We start from the raw sequence: 16,585 nt of genomic DNA, 5'->3' as shown, positions 1-16,585 counted from the left end.
CCAGGAAGGACCGGCAGGCGATGGAGACCGGGACGGGGCTGCGCCATCGGGCGTGGTGGACCCCCTACCTCTTCCTCGCCCCCGGCCTGGTCATGGTGGTGCTGTTCGGCCTCTGGCCGTTCGTCAACACCGTCATCCTCTCCTTCACCAGCGCCCAGGTCCTGCGCGGCGGCGCCTTCGTCGGCTTCGACAATTACAGCCGCGCCTTCGCCGATCCCGACTTCTGGGTAGCGACCGGCAACAGCGTGCTCTACCTCGTGGTCGTCGTCCCCTGCCTGGTCCTCCTGCCGCTCGCGCTCGCGGTCCTCGTCCAGGCCAAGATCCCCGGCATCGGCTTCTTCCGCTCCGCCTTCTACACCCCGGTGATCGCCTCCGCGGTGGTCGTCGGCCTGATCTGGCAGTGGGTGCTGCGCAGCGACGGCCTCGTGAACACGCTGTTCCGGAAGCTGAGCATCATCTCCGAGCCGATCCCGTTCCTGACCGACAGCACGATGCTGCTGGTCTCCGCGATGATCGTGACCGTGTGGAAGGGCCTCGGCTACTACATGGTCTTCTACCTCGCCGCGCTCGGGAACGTCCCCACCTCCCTCTACGAGGCGGCCGCCATCGACGGCGCCGGCCCCGTGCGCCGCTTCTTCAGCGTCACCGTCCCCCAGGTGAAGCCGATGATGCTGCTGGTCGGCACGCTCTCCGCGATCTCCGCCCTCCGGGTCTTCACGGAGATCTACATCCTGGGCGGCGAGGGCGGCGGCCCCGGCGGCGGCGCGCGGACCCTGCCCTTCCTCATCCGGCAGGTCGGCCTCGGCTTCTCCGGCGAGACCGGCTACGCCTCCGCCATCTCCATCCTGCTGTTCCTCCTGACGCTGGTCTTCAGCCTGCTGGGCCGCCGTCTGTCGAAGGGTGACGAGAGTTGAGCCGCCGCCGCTGGATCGGCCTGGCAGGCCGGTACACCACGCTGGTCCTGATGCTCGTCGTCATGCTGGGCCCGATCGTCTGGCAGTTCCTGACCTCGCTCCGCGGCCGCACCGAGAACGTGTACGACGGCGTGCTGCCCTCGCAGCCCACCCTCGACAACTACGTCCGGGTCGCCGAATCGTTCCCGCTGCTCCAGTACGTGGGCAACACCCTGATCGTCGCCGCCCTCGCCGTCACCTCGAACACGCTGTTCGCGGCCATGGGCGGGTACGCCCTCTCCCGCGCGGGTTGGAAGGGCCGCAAGAGCGTCTTCACCGTGCTCGTGGCGAGCCTGATGTTCCCCTTCGAGTCGGTGATGATCTCGATGTTCCTCACGGTCCGCGAGCTGGGCCTGGTCGACAGCCTCATCGGCGTCTGGCTCCCCGGCGCGGTCTCCGTCCTCAACATCATGATCATGCGGGCGGCCTTCCTCGCCGTCCCCCGGGAAGTGGAGGAGGCCGCGGTGCTCGACGGCGCGGGCGAATGGGCCCGCTTCACCCGGGTCTTCCTCCCCGCCGCCAAAGGCGCCCTCGCCGTCGTCTGCATCACCAGCTTCATGGGCGCCTGGGACGACTTCCTCTGGCCCCTGCTGGTCCTGACCAACAGTGACCACTACACCCTCCAGCTCGGCCTGAAGACCCTGGCCGGTGCCACCACCGTCAACGACCAGCGGCTCATCGCCGCCGGAGCGATGGCCGCCCTCATCCCGATGATGCTCCTCTTCTTCGCCCTCCAGCGTTTCTTCTTCAAGGGCGTGGGCGAAGGAGCCGTCAAGACCTGAGCCCGCGACCGCGTACGCCGCCCCCCGCACCCCGCACGCCACGACACCCCCTTCTCCTGGAGCAGCCGTCATGCATGACGACCGCAGCATCACCGAACACCGCCTCCGCCGGGTCCTCAAGGAGCGCATCAAGCCCGCCGTCCACACCCACCCGGTCCCGCTGACCGTCGAGCGCTGGGAGGTCCCGGGCGAGCCCGTACCCGCCGCCGAAGGCCTCGCGGCGACGTACGGGCCCTGCGCGATCGGCGACATGTGGGGCCCGGCCTGGGGCACCACCTGGTTCAAGGTGACCGGCACCGTCCCGGCCGCGTGGGCCGGCCGTACCGTCGAGGCCGTCCTCGACCTCGGCTTCGACCGGATGATGCCCGGCTTCCAGTGCGAGGGCCTGGTCCACCGCGCCGACGGCGGCGAGATCAAGGCGCTCAACCCGTACAACGACTGGGTGCGCGTCGCCGACCGCGCCGAGGGCGGCGAGCGGATCGAGTGGTACGTCGAGGCCGCCTCCAACCCGGTGCTGGTCGACCACTCGGCCACGTACGAGGGCGACCGGCTGACCAGCGGCGACCAGCCGCTCTACCGGCTCGCCCGGATGGACCTCACCGTCTTCGAGACCGAGGTGTGGGAGCTCGTCCAGGACCTGGAGGTGCTCTACGACCTGATGACCCAGCTCGGCACGGGCGACGCGCGGCGGTACGGGATCCTGCGCGCCCTCGACGCCGCACTGGACGCGGTGGACCTCGGCGACGTGCCCGGCACCGCGGCCGCCGCCCGCGCCGAGCTGGCCGGGGTGCTCGCCGCCCCCGCCCACGCCTCCGCGCACCGGATCAGCGCGGTCGGCCACGCGCACATCGACTCGGCGTGGCTGTGGCCGCTGCGCGAGACGGTGCGCAAGGTCTCCCGCACCGCGTCCAACATGGTCCACCTGATGGACGAACACCCCGAGTTCGTCTTCGCCATGTCGCAGGCGCAGCAGCTCGACTGGATCAAGACCCACCGGCCCGAGCTCTTCGAGCGGGTCAAGAAGAAGATCGCGGACGGGCAGTTCGTGCCGGTCGGCGGGATGTGGGTGGAGTCCGACACCAACATGGTCGGCGGCGAGGCCATGGCCCGCCAGTTCCTCTACGGCAAGAAGTTCCTCCTCGACGAGTTCGGCATCGAGACCCACAACGTGTGGCTCCCCGACTCCTTCGGCTACACGGCCGCGATGCCGCAGATCGTGAAGCTCTCCGGCGCCCGGTGGTTCCTGACCCAGAAGATCTCCTGGTCCCAGGTCAACAAGTTCCCCCACCACACCTTCTGGTGGGAGGGCATCGACGGGACCCGCGTCTTCACGCACTTCCCGCCCGTCGACACCTACAACTCCGATCTGGGCGGCGCCCAGCTGGCGCACGCCGCCCGCAACTACCAGGAGAAGGGCAGGGGTTCGCGCTCGCTCGTCCCCTTCGGCTGGGGGGACGGCGGCGGCGGCCCCACGCGCGAGCAGCTCGCCCGCGCCAGGCGCCAGCGGAACCTCGAAGGCTCCCCGCGGGTCGAGATCGAGCGGCCCGACGCCTTCTTCGAGAAGGCACACGCCGAGTACGAGGACGCGCCCGTCTGGGCCGGCGAGCTCTACCTGGAGCTGCACCGCGGCACCTACACCTCCCAGGCCAAGACCAAGCAGGGCAACCGGCGCAGCGAATCACTGCTGCGCGAGGCCGAGTTGTGGGCGGCGACGGCCGCCGTCCGCGTCCCGGGCTTCGGGTACCCGTACGAGGACCTGGAACGCGTCTGGAAGACGGTGCTGCTGCACCAGTTCCACGACATCCTCCCGGGATCCTCAATCGCCTGGGTGCACCGCGAGGCGCGCGCGACGTACGCGTCCGTCCGCGAGGAGCTCCAGGGGATCACCCTCGCCGCGCAGCAGGCCCTGGCGGGGCGGGGCGAGGAGGAGCTGGTGTTCAACTGCGCCCCGCACGCCCGCCGCGGCATCCCGGCCGGCGGCGCGGGCCGACCGGCCGCGGAGGCCGGGGGGCAGCCGGTCACGGTGGAGGAGCGGCACGGCGGCGGGCACGTCCTGGCCAACGGCCGGCTGCTGGTGGAGATGGACGGCCGCGGCCTGATCGTCTCCGCCTACGACCTGGAGGCGGGCCGGGAGTCGCTCGCCCCGGGCGCCGCGGCCAACCTGCTCCAGATCCATCCCGACTTCCCCAACATGTGGGACGCGTGGGACATCGACGAGTTCTACCGCCACAAGGTCACCGATCTCGTCGGCGTGGACACCCTGGAGGTCACCGAGAGCGGGGGGTCGTCCGGCACGGTGACGGTGACCCGCTCCTTCGGCTCGTCCTCGGTGGTCCAGTCGGTCACGCTGCGCGCCGGGGCCAGGACGGTGGACATCGTCACGGACGTGGACTGGCACGAGACGGAGAAGTTCCTCAAGGCCGCCTTCCCGCTGGACGTGAAGGCCGAACGCACCGCGTCCGAGACCCAGTTCGGGCACGTCTACCGGGCCACCCACACCAACACCTCCTGGGAGGCGGCCAAGTTCGAGATCTGCGCCCACCGCTGGATCCACGCGGAGGAGCCGGGCTGGGGCGTCGCGGTGCTCAACGACTCCACCTACGGGCACGACGTGACCCGCGCCATGCGGCCCGACGGCGGCCAGACCACCACGGTCCGCCTCTCCCTCCTGCGGGCCCCGCGCTACCCGGACCCGGAGACCGACCAGGGCCGCCACACCCTGCGGTTCTCGCTCGCGCCGGGCGCGACCATCGGCGACGCGGTCCGCGAGGGCCACGCCCTGAACCTGCCGGAGCGGGCGCTGCACGGCGCGGGCCCGGTGAACCCGCTGCTCTCCGTCGACAACGACGCGGTGGTCGTCGAGGCCGTCAAACTCGCCGAGGACCGCAGCGGCGACGTGATCGTCCGCCTCTACGAGTCCCGCGGCGGCCGCGCGACGGCCACCCTCGCACCGTCCTTCCCGATCGCGGCGGCGGACGAGAGCGACCTCCTCGAACGCCCCCTGCCGGCCTCGGCGGTGGGAGCCCCCACGGCGAACGGCACGATCCCCCTGACCCTGCGCCCGTTCCAGATCCTGACGATCCGGCTGCGCCGCGGCTGACATCCACCCGATACGGGGGTGCCCCCGACCGAGCCGGTCGGGGGCACCTGGCTCCGTACGGCTCAGGACGGATTCAACTTGATGGCGAAGCCGTTGAAGATGGACCAGACGTCGACCCAGCCGAGACCCGTGCTGCACTCCTGGGAGGCGTTGCACCCCCAGCCGTAGCTGACGATGCCGTTCAGCTGACGCGAGTTCTGGTCGTTGATGTAGATCACCGGGCCGCCGCTGTCGCCGCCTCGGCCCACGATGCCTCCGTAGTGGGGTACGCCGTAACTCCCCCACACGTCGGTGCCGTTGACGTTCCACTTCGCGTTGCCCGCGTACACCGTGCGGATGTTGCAGACCACCTTGGAGTTGTACCCCAGCTGGCAGGTGAAGTCGTTCACGGCGACGTTGCGCACGCCGTTGAGGTAGCGGGTGTAGCCGTTCGCGTCCAGGCCGTCCCACGTATAGCGGTTCGTGGCGGCTTCGATGAAGAGCGAGTCGATCTCGGGCTTCTTGAACTTGACCTGGCCGATGTAGTTGCCGCCGGCCGTCCAGACGTTGTCGTTGACGTTGTAGCAGTGACCGGCCGTGACCAGCCACTGGCGGCCGTCCCAGGTGCTGATGGCCGGGATCCCGCTGGTGCAGTTCGACTGGCTGCCGTGGGCGGGCCCGAGGGCGGCTCCCGCGTAGAACGGCGAGGTGTCGTTCCAGCGGTTCAGCGGCCGGGACGGCGGTGCCTGCTTGACGCGGACGGGCGTGGCCGAGGAGCCCGTGCGCTGCTGCGCGACGGCCGGTGAGGCCAAGTAGGCCTCGGCGGCCCGCGGATCGTCCACGGAGAGTTCGATGACGCTGCCGTCGGCGGAACTGCCGGCGAGCGAGACGGTGAAGGGCAGGTCGGAGCGTCCGGTGATCCCGGAGATCTCCTTCATGAGGTCCTGGCGGGATTTCTTCGCCTGCACCACGTGGATCAGCCGGTCGTTCACCTTTCGGTTGGTCTGCCGCACCGCGGCGAGGAAGGCCCGGCTTTCGCGCAGATCCGTCAGGTAGACGTTGACGGAGCGGTAGTCGGAGGCCATCTCCACCTGGGTGTAGACGTCGGCCCGCGGGCCCAGGCCCACCTGGGCCGCGGCATCGGCGGCGGCCCTCAGCGGCTCGAGCACCTCGGCCTGCCGTTCCGGGCTCATCGCGGCGACCGCGTCCGCGGAGAGCGGGGCCGGAGGCTGCGCCTGCGCCGAGAAGCCGGCCAGCGGCAGGATGGCCAGTGCCCCGGCAACGGCAAGGGCGCGCCGTAGCGCCTTGTTCATGGGTCCCCCCTCACGGACCTCACCGGCGTGAGGTCCCAGCGCCCTGTGACGCTAGAGAGGGGGGCAGGGGCCGACAAGGTCGGAATGCGGCCATCTGCGCGCCTCGGGGCGGGGGGCGTGAACTCCGCCACAGCGTGGGGCGGGCCTGGCCCCGGGGGGCATGGAATTCCGGGGCCCGCTGCCCTCACCCCGGTTGTGCACTTAGTTGCATAACCGGGGTGAGGCCGCTAGAACAGGTCCATCACCCCCGCGCGAGGAGGCGCCCCCATGACTGCCCAGAGCCGGTACCCGCACCTGCTGAGCCCCCTGGACCTCGGTTTCACCACCCTGCCGAACCGCGTGATCATGGGCTCGATGCACACCGGCCTCGAAGAGCACGAGGGCGGCTTCGAGCGCCTCGCCGCCTTCTACGCCGAGCGCGCCCGCGGTGGCGCCGGGCTCATCGTCACCGGCGGCATCGCCCCCAACGACGCCGGGCGCCCCGTCGAGGGCGGCTCCCGCCTCACCACCGAGGACGAGGCCGCCGAGCACCGGGTGATCACCGACGCGGTGCACGCCGAGGGCGGGAAGATCGCGATGCAGATCCTCCACTTCGGCCGCTACGCCTACCACAAGGACCTGGTCGCCCCCAGCGCGATCCAGGCCCCCATCAGCCCCTTCGTCCCGAACGAGCTCACCGACATCGAGGTCGAGCGCACCGTCGAGGACTTCGTACGGGCCGCCCGCCTGGCCAAGTCGGCCGGCTACGACGGCGTCGAGATCATGGGCTCCGAGGGCTACCTGATCAACGAGTTCATCGCCGCCGCCACCAACAAGCGCACCGACCGCTGGGGCGGTGCGTACGAGAACCGGGTCCGCTTCCCGCTGGAGATCGTCCGCCGCACCCGCGCGGCCGTCGGCGAGGACTTCATCCTCATATACCGCCTCTCCATGCTCGACCTGATCCCCGGCGGCTCCACCCTCGACGAGGTCGTCCACCTCGCCAAGGAGATCGAGGCGGCCGGCGCGACCATCATCAACACCGGCATCGGCTGGCACGAGGCCCGCATCCCCACCATCGCCACCTCCGTCCCGCGCGGCGCCTACACCTGGGTCACCAAGCGGCTGATGGGCGCGGTGAGCGTCCCCCTCGTCACCAGCAACCGGATCAACACCCCGGAGATCGCCGAGGAACTCCTCGCCGACGGGCGCGCCGACCTGGTGTCGCTGGCACGGCCCTTCCTCGCCGACGCCGACTTCGTCGCCAAGGCGGCCGCCGGCCGCTCCGAGACCATCAACACCTGCATCGGCTGCAACCAGGCCTGCCTCGACCACACCTTCAGCGGCAAGATCACCAGCTGCCTGGTCAACCCGCGCGCCTGCCACGAGACCGAACTCGTACTCTCTCCCACCCGGTTGAAGAAGCGCGTCGCCGTCGTCGGCGCCGGCCCGGCCGGCCTCGCCTGCGCCGTATCCGCCGCCGGCCGCGGCCACGCCGTCACCCTCTTCGAGGCCTCCGGCCACATCGGCGGCCAGCTCGACATCGCCCGCCGCATCCCGGGCAAGGAGGAGTTCGAGGAGACCATCCGGTACTACGGCACCCAGCTGGCCGCCCACGACATCGACGTCCGCCTGAACACCCGCGCGGACGTGGAGACCCTGCGCGGCTACGACGAGGTCGTCGTCGCCACCGGAGTCACCCCCCGCACCCCCGACATCGAGGGCGTGGACCACCCCAAGGTCGTCAGCTACCTCGACGTGCTGCGCGACGGCGCCCCCGTCGGCGAGCGCGTCGCCGTCGTCGGCGCCGGCGGCATCGGCTTCGACGTCGCCGAATACCTCACCGACAGCGGCGAGGGCGCCTCCCAGGACCCCGCCGTCTACTTCCGCCACTGGGGCGTCGACACCGAGTACGCCGGCCCCGGCGGGCTCGCCCGGCCCGAGCGCCCCGCCCCGCCGCGCCAGGTGCACCTGCTCCAGCGCAAGACCACCAAGGTCGGCGCCGGCCTCGGTACCACCACCGGCTGGATCCACCGAGCGGAGCTCAAGCACCGCGGGGTCGTCTCCGTCGCGGGGGCCACGTACGACCGCATCGACGACGAGGGCCTGCACATCACCGTCGGCGACGAGCAGCGCCTCGTACCCGCCGACACCGTGGTCCTGTGCACCGGCCAGGAGCCGCGCCGCGACCTGTACGAGGCGCTGCGCGCGGCGGGCATCGAGGCCCACCTCATCGGCGGCGCCGACGTCGCCGCCGAGCTCGACGCCAAGCGGGCCATCCGGCAGGGAACCGAGCTGGCCGCAACGCTCTGACACCGGTGCGCCGAAGGGGATTGTGGCGGCCTTGCCGGGCCGCCACAATCGCCCGGTGACGTTCTCATCCGCAGAAGCAGACAAGATCCTCGCCGACAACTTCGCCCCCTGGGTGCTCGACCTCGGCCTGTCCGTCCAGGAGGCCGGCGACCGGCACGCCGTCCTGCGCCTGCCCTGGTCGGACACCCTGGCCCGGGACGGCGGCGGCCTCTCCGGCCAGGCCCTGATGGCGGCCGCCGACACCGCCACCGTCATCGCGATCTCCGCCGCGCGCGGGGCGTACGGCCCGATGACCACCGTCCAGCAGTCGACGAGCTTCCAGCGGCCGGTGATCGGCGCGGACGTGCTGATCCACGTACGGATCACCAAGCTCGGCAAGCGGATGGCCTTCGCCGACGTCACGATGACCCCCGAGGGCGCCGAGGAGCCGTCCGCGACGGCCTCCACCGTGTACGCCCTGCTCGGCTGAGCCTCAGCCCGAAGCCGACCGCCGCGCGGCCGGCAGCCGCACCACCAGCCGGGCCCCGCGCGGGGAGTCCTCGGCGGTGAGGCTGCCGCCGTGGTGGGCGGTCACGTCGCGGGCTATGGCGAGACCCAGGCCGGCCCCGCCGTGGTCGCGGCTGCGGGCGTCGTCGAGGCGGGTGAAGCGCTCGAAGACCCGCTCCCGGTCGCCGGGCGGGATGCCGGGGCCGTCGTCGACCACCTCCAGTACGGCGGTCCGCGCGTCCGGCCCGCCGGTGGCGCGCAGGACGACGTCCACCCGCCCGCCGGCGAACCGCTGGGCGTTGTCGAGCAGGTTCGTGACCACCCGGGCCAGCCACAGCTCGCTGCCCTCCACCTCGATGCCGGGTTCCAGCGCGGTGCGTACGGGAACGCGGTCCCCCAGGCGCGCCTCCACGACGTCGCGGACCACGGTCCCCAGGTCCAGCCGGACCGCCGCCACCGGCTGGGCGGCGTCGATGCGGGCGAGCAGCAGCAGGTCGGAGGAGAGCTGCTGCAGCCGTTCGATGTCCTGGAGCGCGCCGCCGATCAGCTCCGGCCACAGCTCCGGGTCCCGGACGGCCAGGGCCACCTCCAGCTGGGTGCGCAGCACCGTGATGGGGCTGCGCAGTTCGTGGGAGGCGTCCGCGATGAATTGACGCTGGCGGGTCCCGGCGGACTCCAGCCGGTCCAGGGTGGTGTTCATCGTCTGAGCCAGGCGCGCGACCTCGTCCCGCGTGGGCGGTACGGGCACCCGCCGGTGCAGGTCCCGGTCGCTGATCTCGGCGACCTCGGCGCGGATCGCCTCGACGGGCCCGAGCGCCCGGCCGGTGACCCGCCAGGTCACGAGAGCGACGGTGGCGAGGAGCAAGGGGCCGCCGACGGCCAGGGCGGCGGCGGTGGTGTCGTCGGCCGCGTCCACGTCGCGCAGCGAGGTCCCCACGAAGACGGTGACCATGCCCTGCGGGGTCTCCGTGGTGACCTGGACGACCCGCTGGCGGTGCTCGCCGCCGAGCGGGCGGAGCCGCCAGGTGTGGAAGACCGTACCGGGGCGCAGGGGTTTGACGGGGGCGAGCGAGAGTTCACCGGCCAGGTTGGGGGAGGCGCGCAGCACCCGGCCGCGTGCGTTCACCACCTGGACGAACTCGATCCCGTGCAGGGGCGGCCGCATCGCGTCGAGGTCTCCGGAGGCCGCGAGCCGGGCGACGACGTCGGCCTGCCGTACCGCGTCGCGCTCGGCGTTGCGGAGCAGATTGGCCTCCAGCAGCCCGAGGAGGGCGAACGAGGCCAGGGCCAGGGCCGCGGCGACCACCACGACGGCGCCCACGGTGGCCCGGGCGCGGACGGTCACGGGCCGCAGGCGACGCAGCGGCGACCGGAGGAGGAGGCGCCGCAGGTGTCGGAGTGCGGGCTCAGCCACCGTCGACCGCCAGCCGGTAGCCGGCGCCGCGTACGGTCTCCAGGGCCGCGCGGCCGAACGGCGCGTCGATCTTGCGGCGTACGGCGCTGATGTGGACCTCGACCACGTTGGGATCGCCGGCGAAGGCGATGTCCCACACCTGTTCCAGGATCTCCCGTTTGGGCACGACCTCGCCGGGGCGCCGGGCCAGGTACTCCAGGACCGCGAACTCGCGGGCCGTCAGCCGTATGTCGGTGTCGCCGCGGGAACACGCGTGCCGGGCCGGGTCCAGTACGAGGTCGCCGAACCGCATGGTCTGCGGGCCGCGGCGGCGCGTACGCCGGGCCAGCGCGCGCAGCCGGGCGACCAGGACGAGGTAGGAGAAGGGCTTGGAGAGGAAGTCGTCGGCGCCGGTGTCCAGGGCCTCCGCCTCGTCGTACTCGCCGTCCTTCGCCGTGAGCATCAGGATCCCCGACTCGTTGCCGGCGGCGCGGAGCCGGGCGCAGACCCGGTAGCCGTTCAGGCCGGGCAGCATGATGTCGAGCACGATCAGGTCGTAGTCGTGCTCGGTGGCCATCCACAGCCCCTGCGGCCCGTCGTGGGCCACGTCCACCGAGAACCCCTCCGATTGGAGCCCCCGCTGCAGGGCCACGGCCAGCCGCCGTTCGTCCTCCACCACCAGTACGCGCATGCCGACCAGGGTCTCAGGCCCCGCCCGCGCCCGGCTGAAGAGGTCTTCAGGTGGCTTCAGGTGGGCTTCAGGATCGGCTCGGCATGCTCGGCAACGAGCCGGGTGACGTGCCTGGTTGTGTATGAGGAGTCCCGGTATGTCTGAGTCATTCCCGCCGCCCGAGCAGCCCGAGAACGCTCCGGAGGCCGGCGCGCGCACGCGCGTGAACCCGATGCGCCTGGTACCCCGGCGCAAGGGGGCCCGCTGGGCGGCGCTGGGCGCGGCCGTGGTGATCGCCGGCGGTGCGGCGGTGGCCGTCGCGGTGGCGGTGGACGGGCGCCACGACGCGAGGGTGGTCGGGGGTCCCGGCTTCGCCTGGGCCGATGGCGGGAAGAGGGGACCCGGCGGCGAGCGCGGTGCCCACAAGGCGGGTGACCGCGAGGCGCTCAAGGACCTGAAGGCCTGGCGGGAGGCGAGGGGGCCGGCCTCGAAGCCCCACGGCGCTGCGGGCGGCCCCGGAGGCCCGGCGAAGTCGGCACCCGCGCCCCTGCCGTCGCTGGCCGTCGGCCAGGCCGCCGAGAAGGCGGCCGCGGCGGTGGAGGGCGGCAAGGTCGAGAGCATCCGGGTGGTCGGCCAGGAGGGCGGCGGCAGCGCCTGGCTGGCCGTGGTGATCGGACCGGACGGGGTCCGCCACAAGGTGACGGTGTCCGGCTCGGACGGCACCATCACCGGCAACACCCCCGCCGCCGCCCGCCGGTAGCACCCACGGGCCGGCTCCCGAAAACGCGAGTGACAGGACGGGATCCGTCGCCTACCGTCCCGGTGTCGACGCCCCGTCCACACCGTGAGAGGGAGCCGGACCATCACATCGCACCCCGCACCCGACGGTTTGCCCGGCCCGCTCCGGCGCAACAAGGACTTCACCGTCTTCTGGCTCGGCCAGGCGCTGTCCGTCCTCGGCGGCTCCATCTCGCTGCTGGCGCTTCCACTGCTGGTCATGCAGGCCACCGGGTCCCTCGTGCAGATGGGCATCCTCACCGTCGTCTCCGGGGCCACCGGCATCGGCACGGGGATGTTCGCGGGCTACGTGGTGGACCGGGTGGACCGCCGCCGGCTCATGATCGTCTGCGATCTGACGCGGGCGGTGCTGCTGGGCGCGGTGCCGTTCCTCTGGTGGGCCGGCGGGCCGCGGATCTGGCTGCTGTACGTGCTCACCGCGCTGACCGCCCTGAGGACGCTGTTCGACGTGGCGTACGTGACGGCCGTACCCAACCTGGTGCGCACCGAGGACCTCACCGCCGCCAACGGGCGGCTGATGGGTACCTTCGCCCTCGGGACCCTGCTCGGGCCGGCGGCGGCCGGGCTGCTCGCGGCCTCGGTGGGCCCGACCTGGGCGGGGGCCTGGACGGGGCCACCTTCCTGGTCTCCGCCGTCAGCCTGGGGTGGGTGCGCTTCACCCGGCCCGCCGGCGCCCCCGCCGACCGGGCGGGGGCGCCGGGCGGGGCGGGGATGTTCCGCGAGGTGTTCGTCGTCGGGTTCCGCTTCCTGTGGGCCCATCCGCTGCTGCGGCCGCTGACGGTCCTGCTCACCCTGCTGACCTTCGTCACCATGGGCGCCACCGACCTGCTGATCTTCCGGATCGGCCGCGAACTCCACCGGGACGCCGCCACGCTCGGCTACGTGATCGCCTTCAGCGGGATCGGCGCCATCACCGCGGCCGCCGCCGCGGGGGCGCTGCGCCGGGTCTTCGGCTTCGGGACCTGCTGGCTGGCCTCGGTCGCGATGATCGGCGCCGGGATCACGGTGACCGGCGTCAGCGACAGCGTGCCGCTGATCGCCGTGCTGGCCGCCGTGTTCATGTTCGGGATGACCCTGGCCGGGGTCAGCTCCATGACCTTGCGCCAGCAGGTCACCCCGACCACCTCCTGGGCCGGGTCACCTCCGCCTTCTGGGCGGTGCACAACGCCTCGGGCCCGGTGGGCGTGGCCGTGCTCACGGTGCTCGCCCAGCGTCACGGGGTTCCGGCCATCAGCCTGGCCTGCGGGGCGTTCTGCCTGCTGATCCTCGGCGCCGGCCTGCTCACCCCGCTGCGCGGCGGCCGCGGTGGAGCCCGTACCGGCAAGAGTTCTGTACCTACTGGTATGTACACTGCAGGCATGAGCACGTCCGAACGCCTCATCGAGAGCACCCGCGCACTGCTGTGGGAACGCGGCTACGTCGCCACCAGCCCGAAGGCCATCCAGCAGCGAGCCGGAGTCGGCCAGGGGAGCATGTACCACCACTTCGCCGGCAAGCCGGAGCTGGCGCTCGCCGCGATCGACCGTACGGCCGCGGAGCTGCGCGCCACGGCCGAGGCGCAGTTCGCCGCGCCCGGTACGGCGCCCGAGCGGATCACCGCGTACCTGCGGCGCGAACGCGAGGTGCTCAAGGGCTGCCCCGTCGGCCGGCTCACCCAGGACCCCGACGTCATGGCGGACCCCGCCCTGCGCCGCCCGGTCGAGGAGACCTTCACGTGGCTGCGCGAGCGGATCTCCGGAGTGCTGGCCGAGGGACTGGACCGCGGCGAACTGGCCGCCGGACTCGACCCGGACGCCACCGCCGCCGCCATCGTCGCGGTGCTCCAGGGCGGTTACGTGCTGGCCCGGGCCGCGGACTCCGCCGACGTGTTCGGCCGGGCCGTCGACGGCCTCCTCGGGCTGCTCGCCGCCCACACCACGTCCCGCAGCTGATCACCCCTGACCGGAAGGCCGACGCACCCCGTGTACGCGAGTCAGTACGAGATCACCCTCCCCGCCGACTACGACATGCGGATCATCCGCAAGCGCGTCGCCGACCACGGCCACCTCCTCGACGACCGCGCCGGGCTGGGGCTGAAGGCGTACCTGGTGCGCGAACGCGGCGTCGACGGCTCGCCCGTGAACCAGTACGCGCCCTTCTACCTCTGGAACGACATCGGCGCGATGGGCCGGTTCCTGGTCGGCGGCGCCGGCTTCCAGGGCATCATCCGCGACTTCGGCCGGCCGCCCGTCCGGCACTGGACCGGGCTGGCCGCCCTGGCCGGGCCCGCCCGCACCGCCGTCCCGGCGGCCGCGTCGCGCCGCCTGACCGCGCTGCCGGACGGCCCCGGCCCGGATCCCGACGGCCTGGGACTGGCCGAGCGGATCGAGCGCGAGACCCGGGAGTTGGCGGAGCTCGCACGGCGGGAGGGCGTACACACCGCCGTGCTCGCCGTCGACCCCCGGGACTGGCGCCTGCTCAGGTTCGTCGTGTGGGCGGACACCGTCCCGCAGGACGAGGACGCCACCGAGCGGTACCAGGTGCTCCACCTGTCCGCGCCCGGCCTGGCCGATTTGCCGGACGGCATCCACCCGTAGCGGTCAGAAGGTCAGAAGGTCAGAAGGTCAGAAGGTCAGAAGCGGTTCGGACCGGCCGGGAACGGCAGCGGACGGGACGGCGACGGAGACGGCGTCAGCGACTCGCGCCGCTCCGTTCCGCCCGCCGGGTTCTGGCAGGTCACGTCCTCCGCGGGCAGCCGGCCCGTCGTCAGGTACGTGTTGACCGGGGCGTTGGCGCAGGAGTTCGGGTCGGCGAGGTACACGCCGTGGCCCTCACCGCCCGCCGCCAGCACCATCCGCGAGCCCTTGAGCGCCCGGTGCAGGCCCTGGCCGCTGGTGAGCGGGGTCTGCGAGTCCCACTCGTTCTGCACGGTCAGCACGTTCGCCCGCGTCCTCATCGGCGTGGCCGCCTCCACCGGCCGCTGCCAGAAGGCGCACGGCTTGATGTTGGACGCGAAGTCCCCGTACAGGGGGTACTTGACCTTGTCCTTGGCCGCGTCCCGCTCGTACTGCTCGGTGTAGCGGGGCCAGGTGCCCGCGTCCCCGCACACCACGGCCCAGAACACCGCCGTGCCGTTGTCCGAGGCGGGCTCGGCGGCCGGGGCGCCTCCGAGCAGCCTCTTGGCCTCCGCCACGGCCGGGCCGGGGGGCAGCGGCTTGCCCTCGGCGGCCGCCTTCAGGGCCACCACCAGGGGAGTGGCCTGCGCCGGATAGAAGAACACCGCCCGCGCGGCACGGATGTCGTCGCCCGTCACCTTCTGCCCGTCGAAGTCGATCGGGTCCCGGTCGGCCCGCTCCACCAGCCCCCAGAACGTGTCGGACACGGCCTTCGGGGTGTCGCCCAGCGCGAACTCGCCCGACCGCTCCGCCGCCCACCGCGTCCACCGCGCGAAGGCGGGCTCGGCCTCCGTGGCCCAGACCTGGAGCATGCCGCGCCAGATCCGCTGCGGGTCCACGCCGCTGTCGAGCACGAAGCGGTCGGTCCGCTCCGGGAACATCTGCGAGTACACCGCGCCCAGGTAGGTCCCGTACGAGTAGCCCAGGTACGAGAGCTTGCGCTCGCCCAGCGCCGTACGGATCGTGTCCATGTCGCGCGCCGTGTTGCGGGTGGTGATGTACGGGAGCACCGCGCCGGCCTTCTCGCGGCACTTGTCGGCGACCGTACGGGCCCACTCCACGTCGGAGGGGAAGCTCTCCGGCCGGTACGGCCGGTCGATGGCCTGCTCGGTGTCGGTCAGCCCGCAGGTGATCGGGCTGCTGGCGCCGACCCCGCGCGGGTCGAAGCCGATGAGGTCGTACTGCTCCCGGACCTCCTTCGGCATCGCCTCGTTCACCATCAGCGGCAGATCGAGCCCCGAGCCGCCCGGACCGCCGGGGTTGAGCAGCATGGCGCCGTGGCGCTTGGCGGGGTTCTCGCTCTTCATCCGGGATATCGCGAGGTCGATCGTCTGCCCGTCCGGACGCCGGTAGTCGAGCGGGACCTTCAGCGTGGCGCATTCGTACGAGGCCGGCTGGTCGGCGCTGCAGCGGTGCCAGGCGGGCTTCTGCCGCAGGTAGTCCGCCGCCGGGGCGGCGGTGGCCTGGGTCGAGGTCAGCAGGGGCAGGGTGGTGGCGATGAGCCCGGCGGCGGTGAGCAGCGGTGCGGAGCGTTTCAGGCGCACGAGGCAGTTCCTTTCGCGAAGTCGCTTACCCGCTCACCTTGTTGCACGCGGAGCCGGGGCGAATCATCCCGAAGGTCGGGCCTTGTGCGTCTCGCGAATGAGGAGATATCCGGACAACTGGCCGACACGCCGCCGGTCATCCTCCGGTCATCCGCCGGTCGAATGCGCTGCGCCGTGACCGCTGTGTTCCGACGGGGATTCGAGGGAGCCGCCGAGGCGGGTGCGCAGGGCGGCCAGGGCCTCCGCGGGCTGGGCGGTGACGACCCAGCGGTCGCCGACCAGGTAACTGCCGCCGTACGTGCGGGCCTCGGCGAGCCAGGAGCCCTGCCCCTCCGCTCCGGCGAAGGTGACCATGCGGAAGGCGCCCTGCCCGGTTTGGCATCCGGCCTGGCGCAACTCCTCGGCCTGGACGCTCACTTCGGCGGTGCAGCCGATGGCGGCCGCGATTTCATCGATCGAGGCCGAGGTCGTCGAGGTCGATGGCGTCAGGGGTGCCGGGTGTCCGGCGCACCCGCCGCCCAGCAGCGCGGCGGCGCACGCGGCGATGACGGGAAGGGTCCGGCAGGCGGTCCGTGGCATGGCGTCCTCACTGGCTGATCGGGGTGTGGCCGTGGTGCCCGG

The 16,585-nt window shown here is 72.3% G+C and carries 15 protein-coding genes; 10 read left to right on the top strand and 5 right to left on the bottom strand.

Translation table 11 applies throughout. The features are described 5' to 3' along the window. Window positions 1–20 precede the first annotated feature (20 nt). The 3 genes from ACGFYU_RS11580 (at window position 21) to ACGFYU_RS11570 (ending at window position 4,835) form a co-directional block, all read left to right on the top strand. The gene (locus tag ACGFYU_RS11580; protein ID WP_393827148.1) at window positions 21–914 is read left to right on the top strand and encodes a carbohydrate ABC transporter permease; all 894 of its coding nucleotides are present in this window, start codon (window positions 21–23) and stop codon (window positions 912–914) included. After that, window positions 911–1,735 (top strand): carbohydrate ABC transporter permease, encoded by an 825-nt coding sequence (locus tag ACGFYU_RS11575; protein ID WP_393827069.1) that lies wholly within the window; start codon window positions 911–913, stop codon window positions 1,733–1,735. The genes ACGFYU_RS11580 and ACGFYU_RS11575 overlap by 4 nt, the downstream gene beginning before the upstream one ends. A 70-nt stretch (window positions 1,736–1,805) precedes the next feature. Next, window positions 1,806–4,835: an alpha-mannosidase gene (locus tag ACGFYU_RS11570; RefSeq protein ID WP_393827068.1), complete on the top strand. Its 3,030-nt coding sequence runs from the start codon at window positions 1,806–1,808 to the stop codon at window positions 4,833–4,835. A 62-nt stretch (window positions 4,836–4,897) separates the two neighbouring features. Here ACGFYU_RS11570 and ACGFYU_RS11565 read toward each other — a convergent pair whose 3' ends face one another. Beyond that, complete coding sequence (locus ACGFYU_RS11565) at window positions 4,898–6,127, bottom strand: hypothetical protein (protein ID WP_393827067.1); 1,230 nt, start codon at window positions 6,125–6,127, stop codon at window positions 4,898–4,900. Window positions 6,128–6,394: 267 nt separating this feature from the next. Between ACGFYU_RS11565 and ACGFYU_RS11560 the strand changes: the two genes are divergently transcribed. Further along, the gene (locus ACGFYU_RS11560; protein ID WP_393827066.1) at window positions 6,395–8,419 is read left to right on the top strand and encodes an FAD-dependent oxidoreductase; all 2,025 of its coding nucleotides are present in this window, start codon (window positions 6,395–6,397) and stop codon (window positions 8,417–8,419) included. A 55-nt stretch (window positions 8,420–8,474) separates the two neighbouring features. Then, window positions 8,475–8,888, top strand: a complete 414-nt coding sequence (locus tag ACGFYU_RS11555) for a PaaI family thioesterase (protein WP_393827065.1) — start codon at window positions 8,475–8,477, stop codon at window positions 8,886–8,888. Window positions 8,889–8,891: 3 nt separating this feature from the next. On the opposite strand, the gene ACGFYU_RS11550 is transcribed toward ACGFYU_RS11555, so the two are convergent. Then, on the bottom strand, window positions 8,892–10,250 hold the full coding sequence (locus tag ACGFYU_RS11550) for a sensor histidine kinase (RefSeq protein ID WP_393827064.1): 1,359 nt from the start codon (window positions 10,248–10,250) through the stop codon (window positions 8,892–8,894). A gap of 61 nt (window positions 10,251–10,311) precedes the next feature. Further along, on the bottom strand, window positions 10,312–10,989 hold the full coding sequence (locus tag ACGFYU_RS11545) for a response regulator transcription factor (RefSeq protein WP_393827063.1): 678 nt from the start codon (window positions 10,987–10,989) through the stop codon (window positions 10,312–10,314). A gap of 136 nt (window positions 10,990–11,125) precedes the next feature. On the opposite strand from ACGFYU_RS11545, the gene ACGFYU_RS11540 reads away from it, so the two are divergent. The 5 genes from ACGFYU_RS11540 (at window position 11,126) to ACGFYU_RS11520 (ending at window position 14,342) form a co-directional block, all read left to right on the top strand. Then, the gene (locus tag ACGFYU_RS11540) at window positions 11,126–11,728 is read left to right on the top strand and encodes a hypothetical protein (protein WP_393827062.1); all 603 of its coding nucleotides are present in this window, start codon (window positions 11,126–11,128) and stop codon (window positions 11,726–11,728) included. A 129-nt stretch (window positions 11,729–11,857) separates the two neighbouring features. Continuing rightward, window positions 11,858–12,544, top strand: coding sequence for an MFS transporter (locus ACGFYU_RS11535; protein ID WP_393827061.1), 687 nt, complete (start codon window positions 11,858–11,860; stop codon window positions 12,542–12,544). Next, window positions 12,478–13,029, top strand: a complete 552-nt coding sequence (locus tag ACGFYU_RS11530; protein WP_393827060.1) for a hypothetical protein — start codon at window positions 12,478–12,480, stop codon at window positions 13,027–13,029. Before ACGFYU_RS11535 ends, ACGFYU_RS11530 begins: the two co-directional genes overlap by 67 nt. A 95-nt stretch (window positions 13,030–13,124) precedes the next feature. After that, a complete protein-coding gene (locus ACGFYU_RS11525) occupies window positions 13,125–13,697 on the top strand; it encodes a TetR/AcrR family transcriptional regulator (RefSeq protein ID WP_393827059.1) in 573 nt (190 codons plus the stop codon). Window positions 13,698–13,727: 30 nt separating this feature from the next. Further along, window positions 13,728–14,342, top strand: coding sequence for a DUF4865 family protein (locus ACGFYU_RS11520; protein ID WP_393827058.1), 615 nt, complete (start codon window positions 13,728–13,730; stop codon window positions 14,340–14,342). Between the two features lie 35 nt (window positions 14,343–14,377). On the opposite strand, the gene ACGFYU_RS11515 is transcribed toward ACGFYU_RS11520, so the two are convergent. Together ACGFYU_RS11515 and ACGFYU_RS11510 are read right to left on the bottom strand one after the other, a co-directional pair. Beyond that, on the bottom strand, window positions 14,378–15,964 hold the full coding sequence (locus ACGFYU_RS11515; RefSeq protein WP_393827057.1) for an alpha/beta hydrolase: 1,587 nt from the start codon (window positions 15,962–15,964) through the stop codon (window positions 14,378–14,380). Between the two features lie 147 nt (window positions 15,965–16,111). Continuing rightward, window positions 16,112–16,543, bottom strand: a complete 432-nt coding sequence (locus tag ACGFYU_RS11510) for a hypothetical protein (protein ID WP_393827056.1) — start codon at window positions 16,541–16,543, stop codon at window positions 16,112–16,114. Window positions 16,544–16,585: the final 42 nt, after the last annotated feature.

The organism is Streptomyces sp. NPDC048337, from assembly GCF_043201175.1.
GTDB lineage: Bacteria > Actinomycetota > Actinomycetes > Streptomycetales > Streptomycetaceae > Streptomyces.
This window is presented reverse-complemented; position numbering and strand designations above follow the sequence as displayed.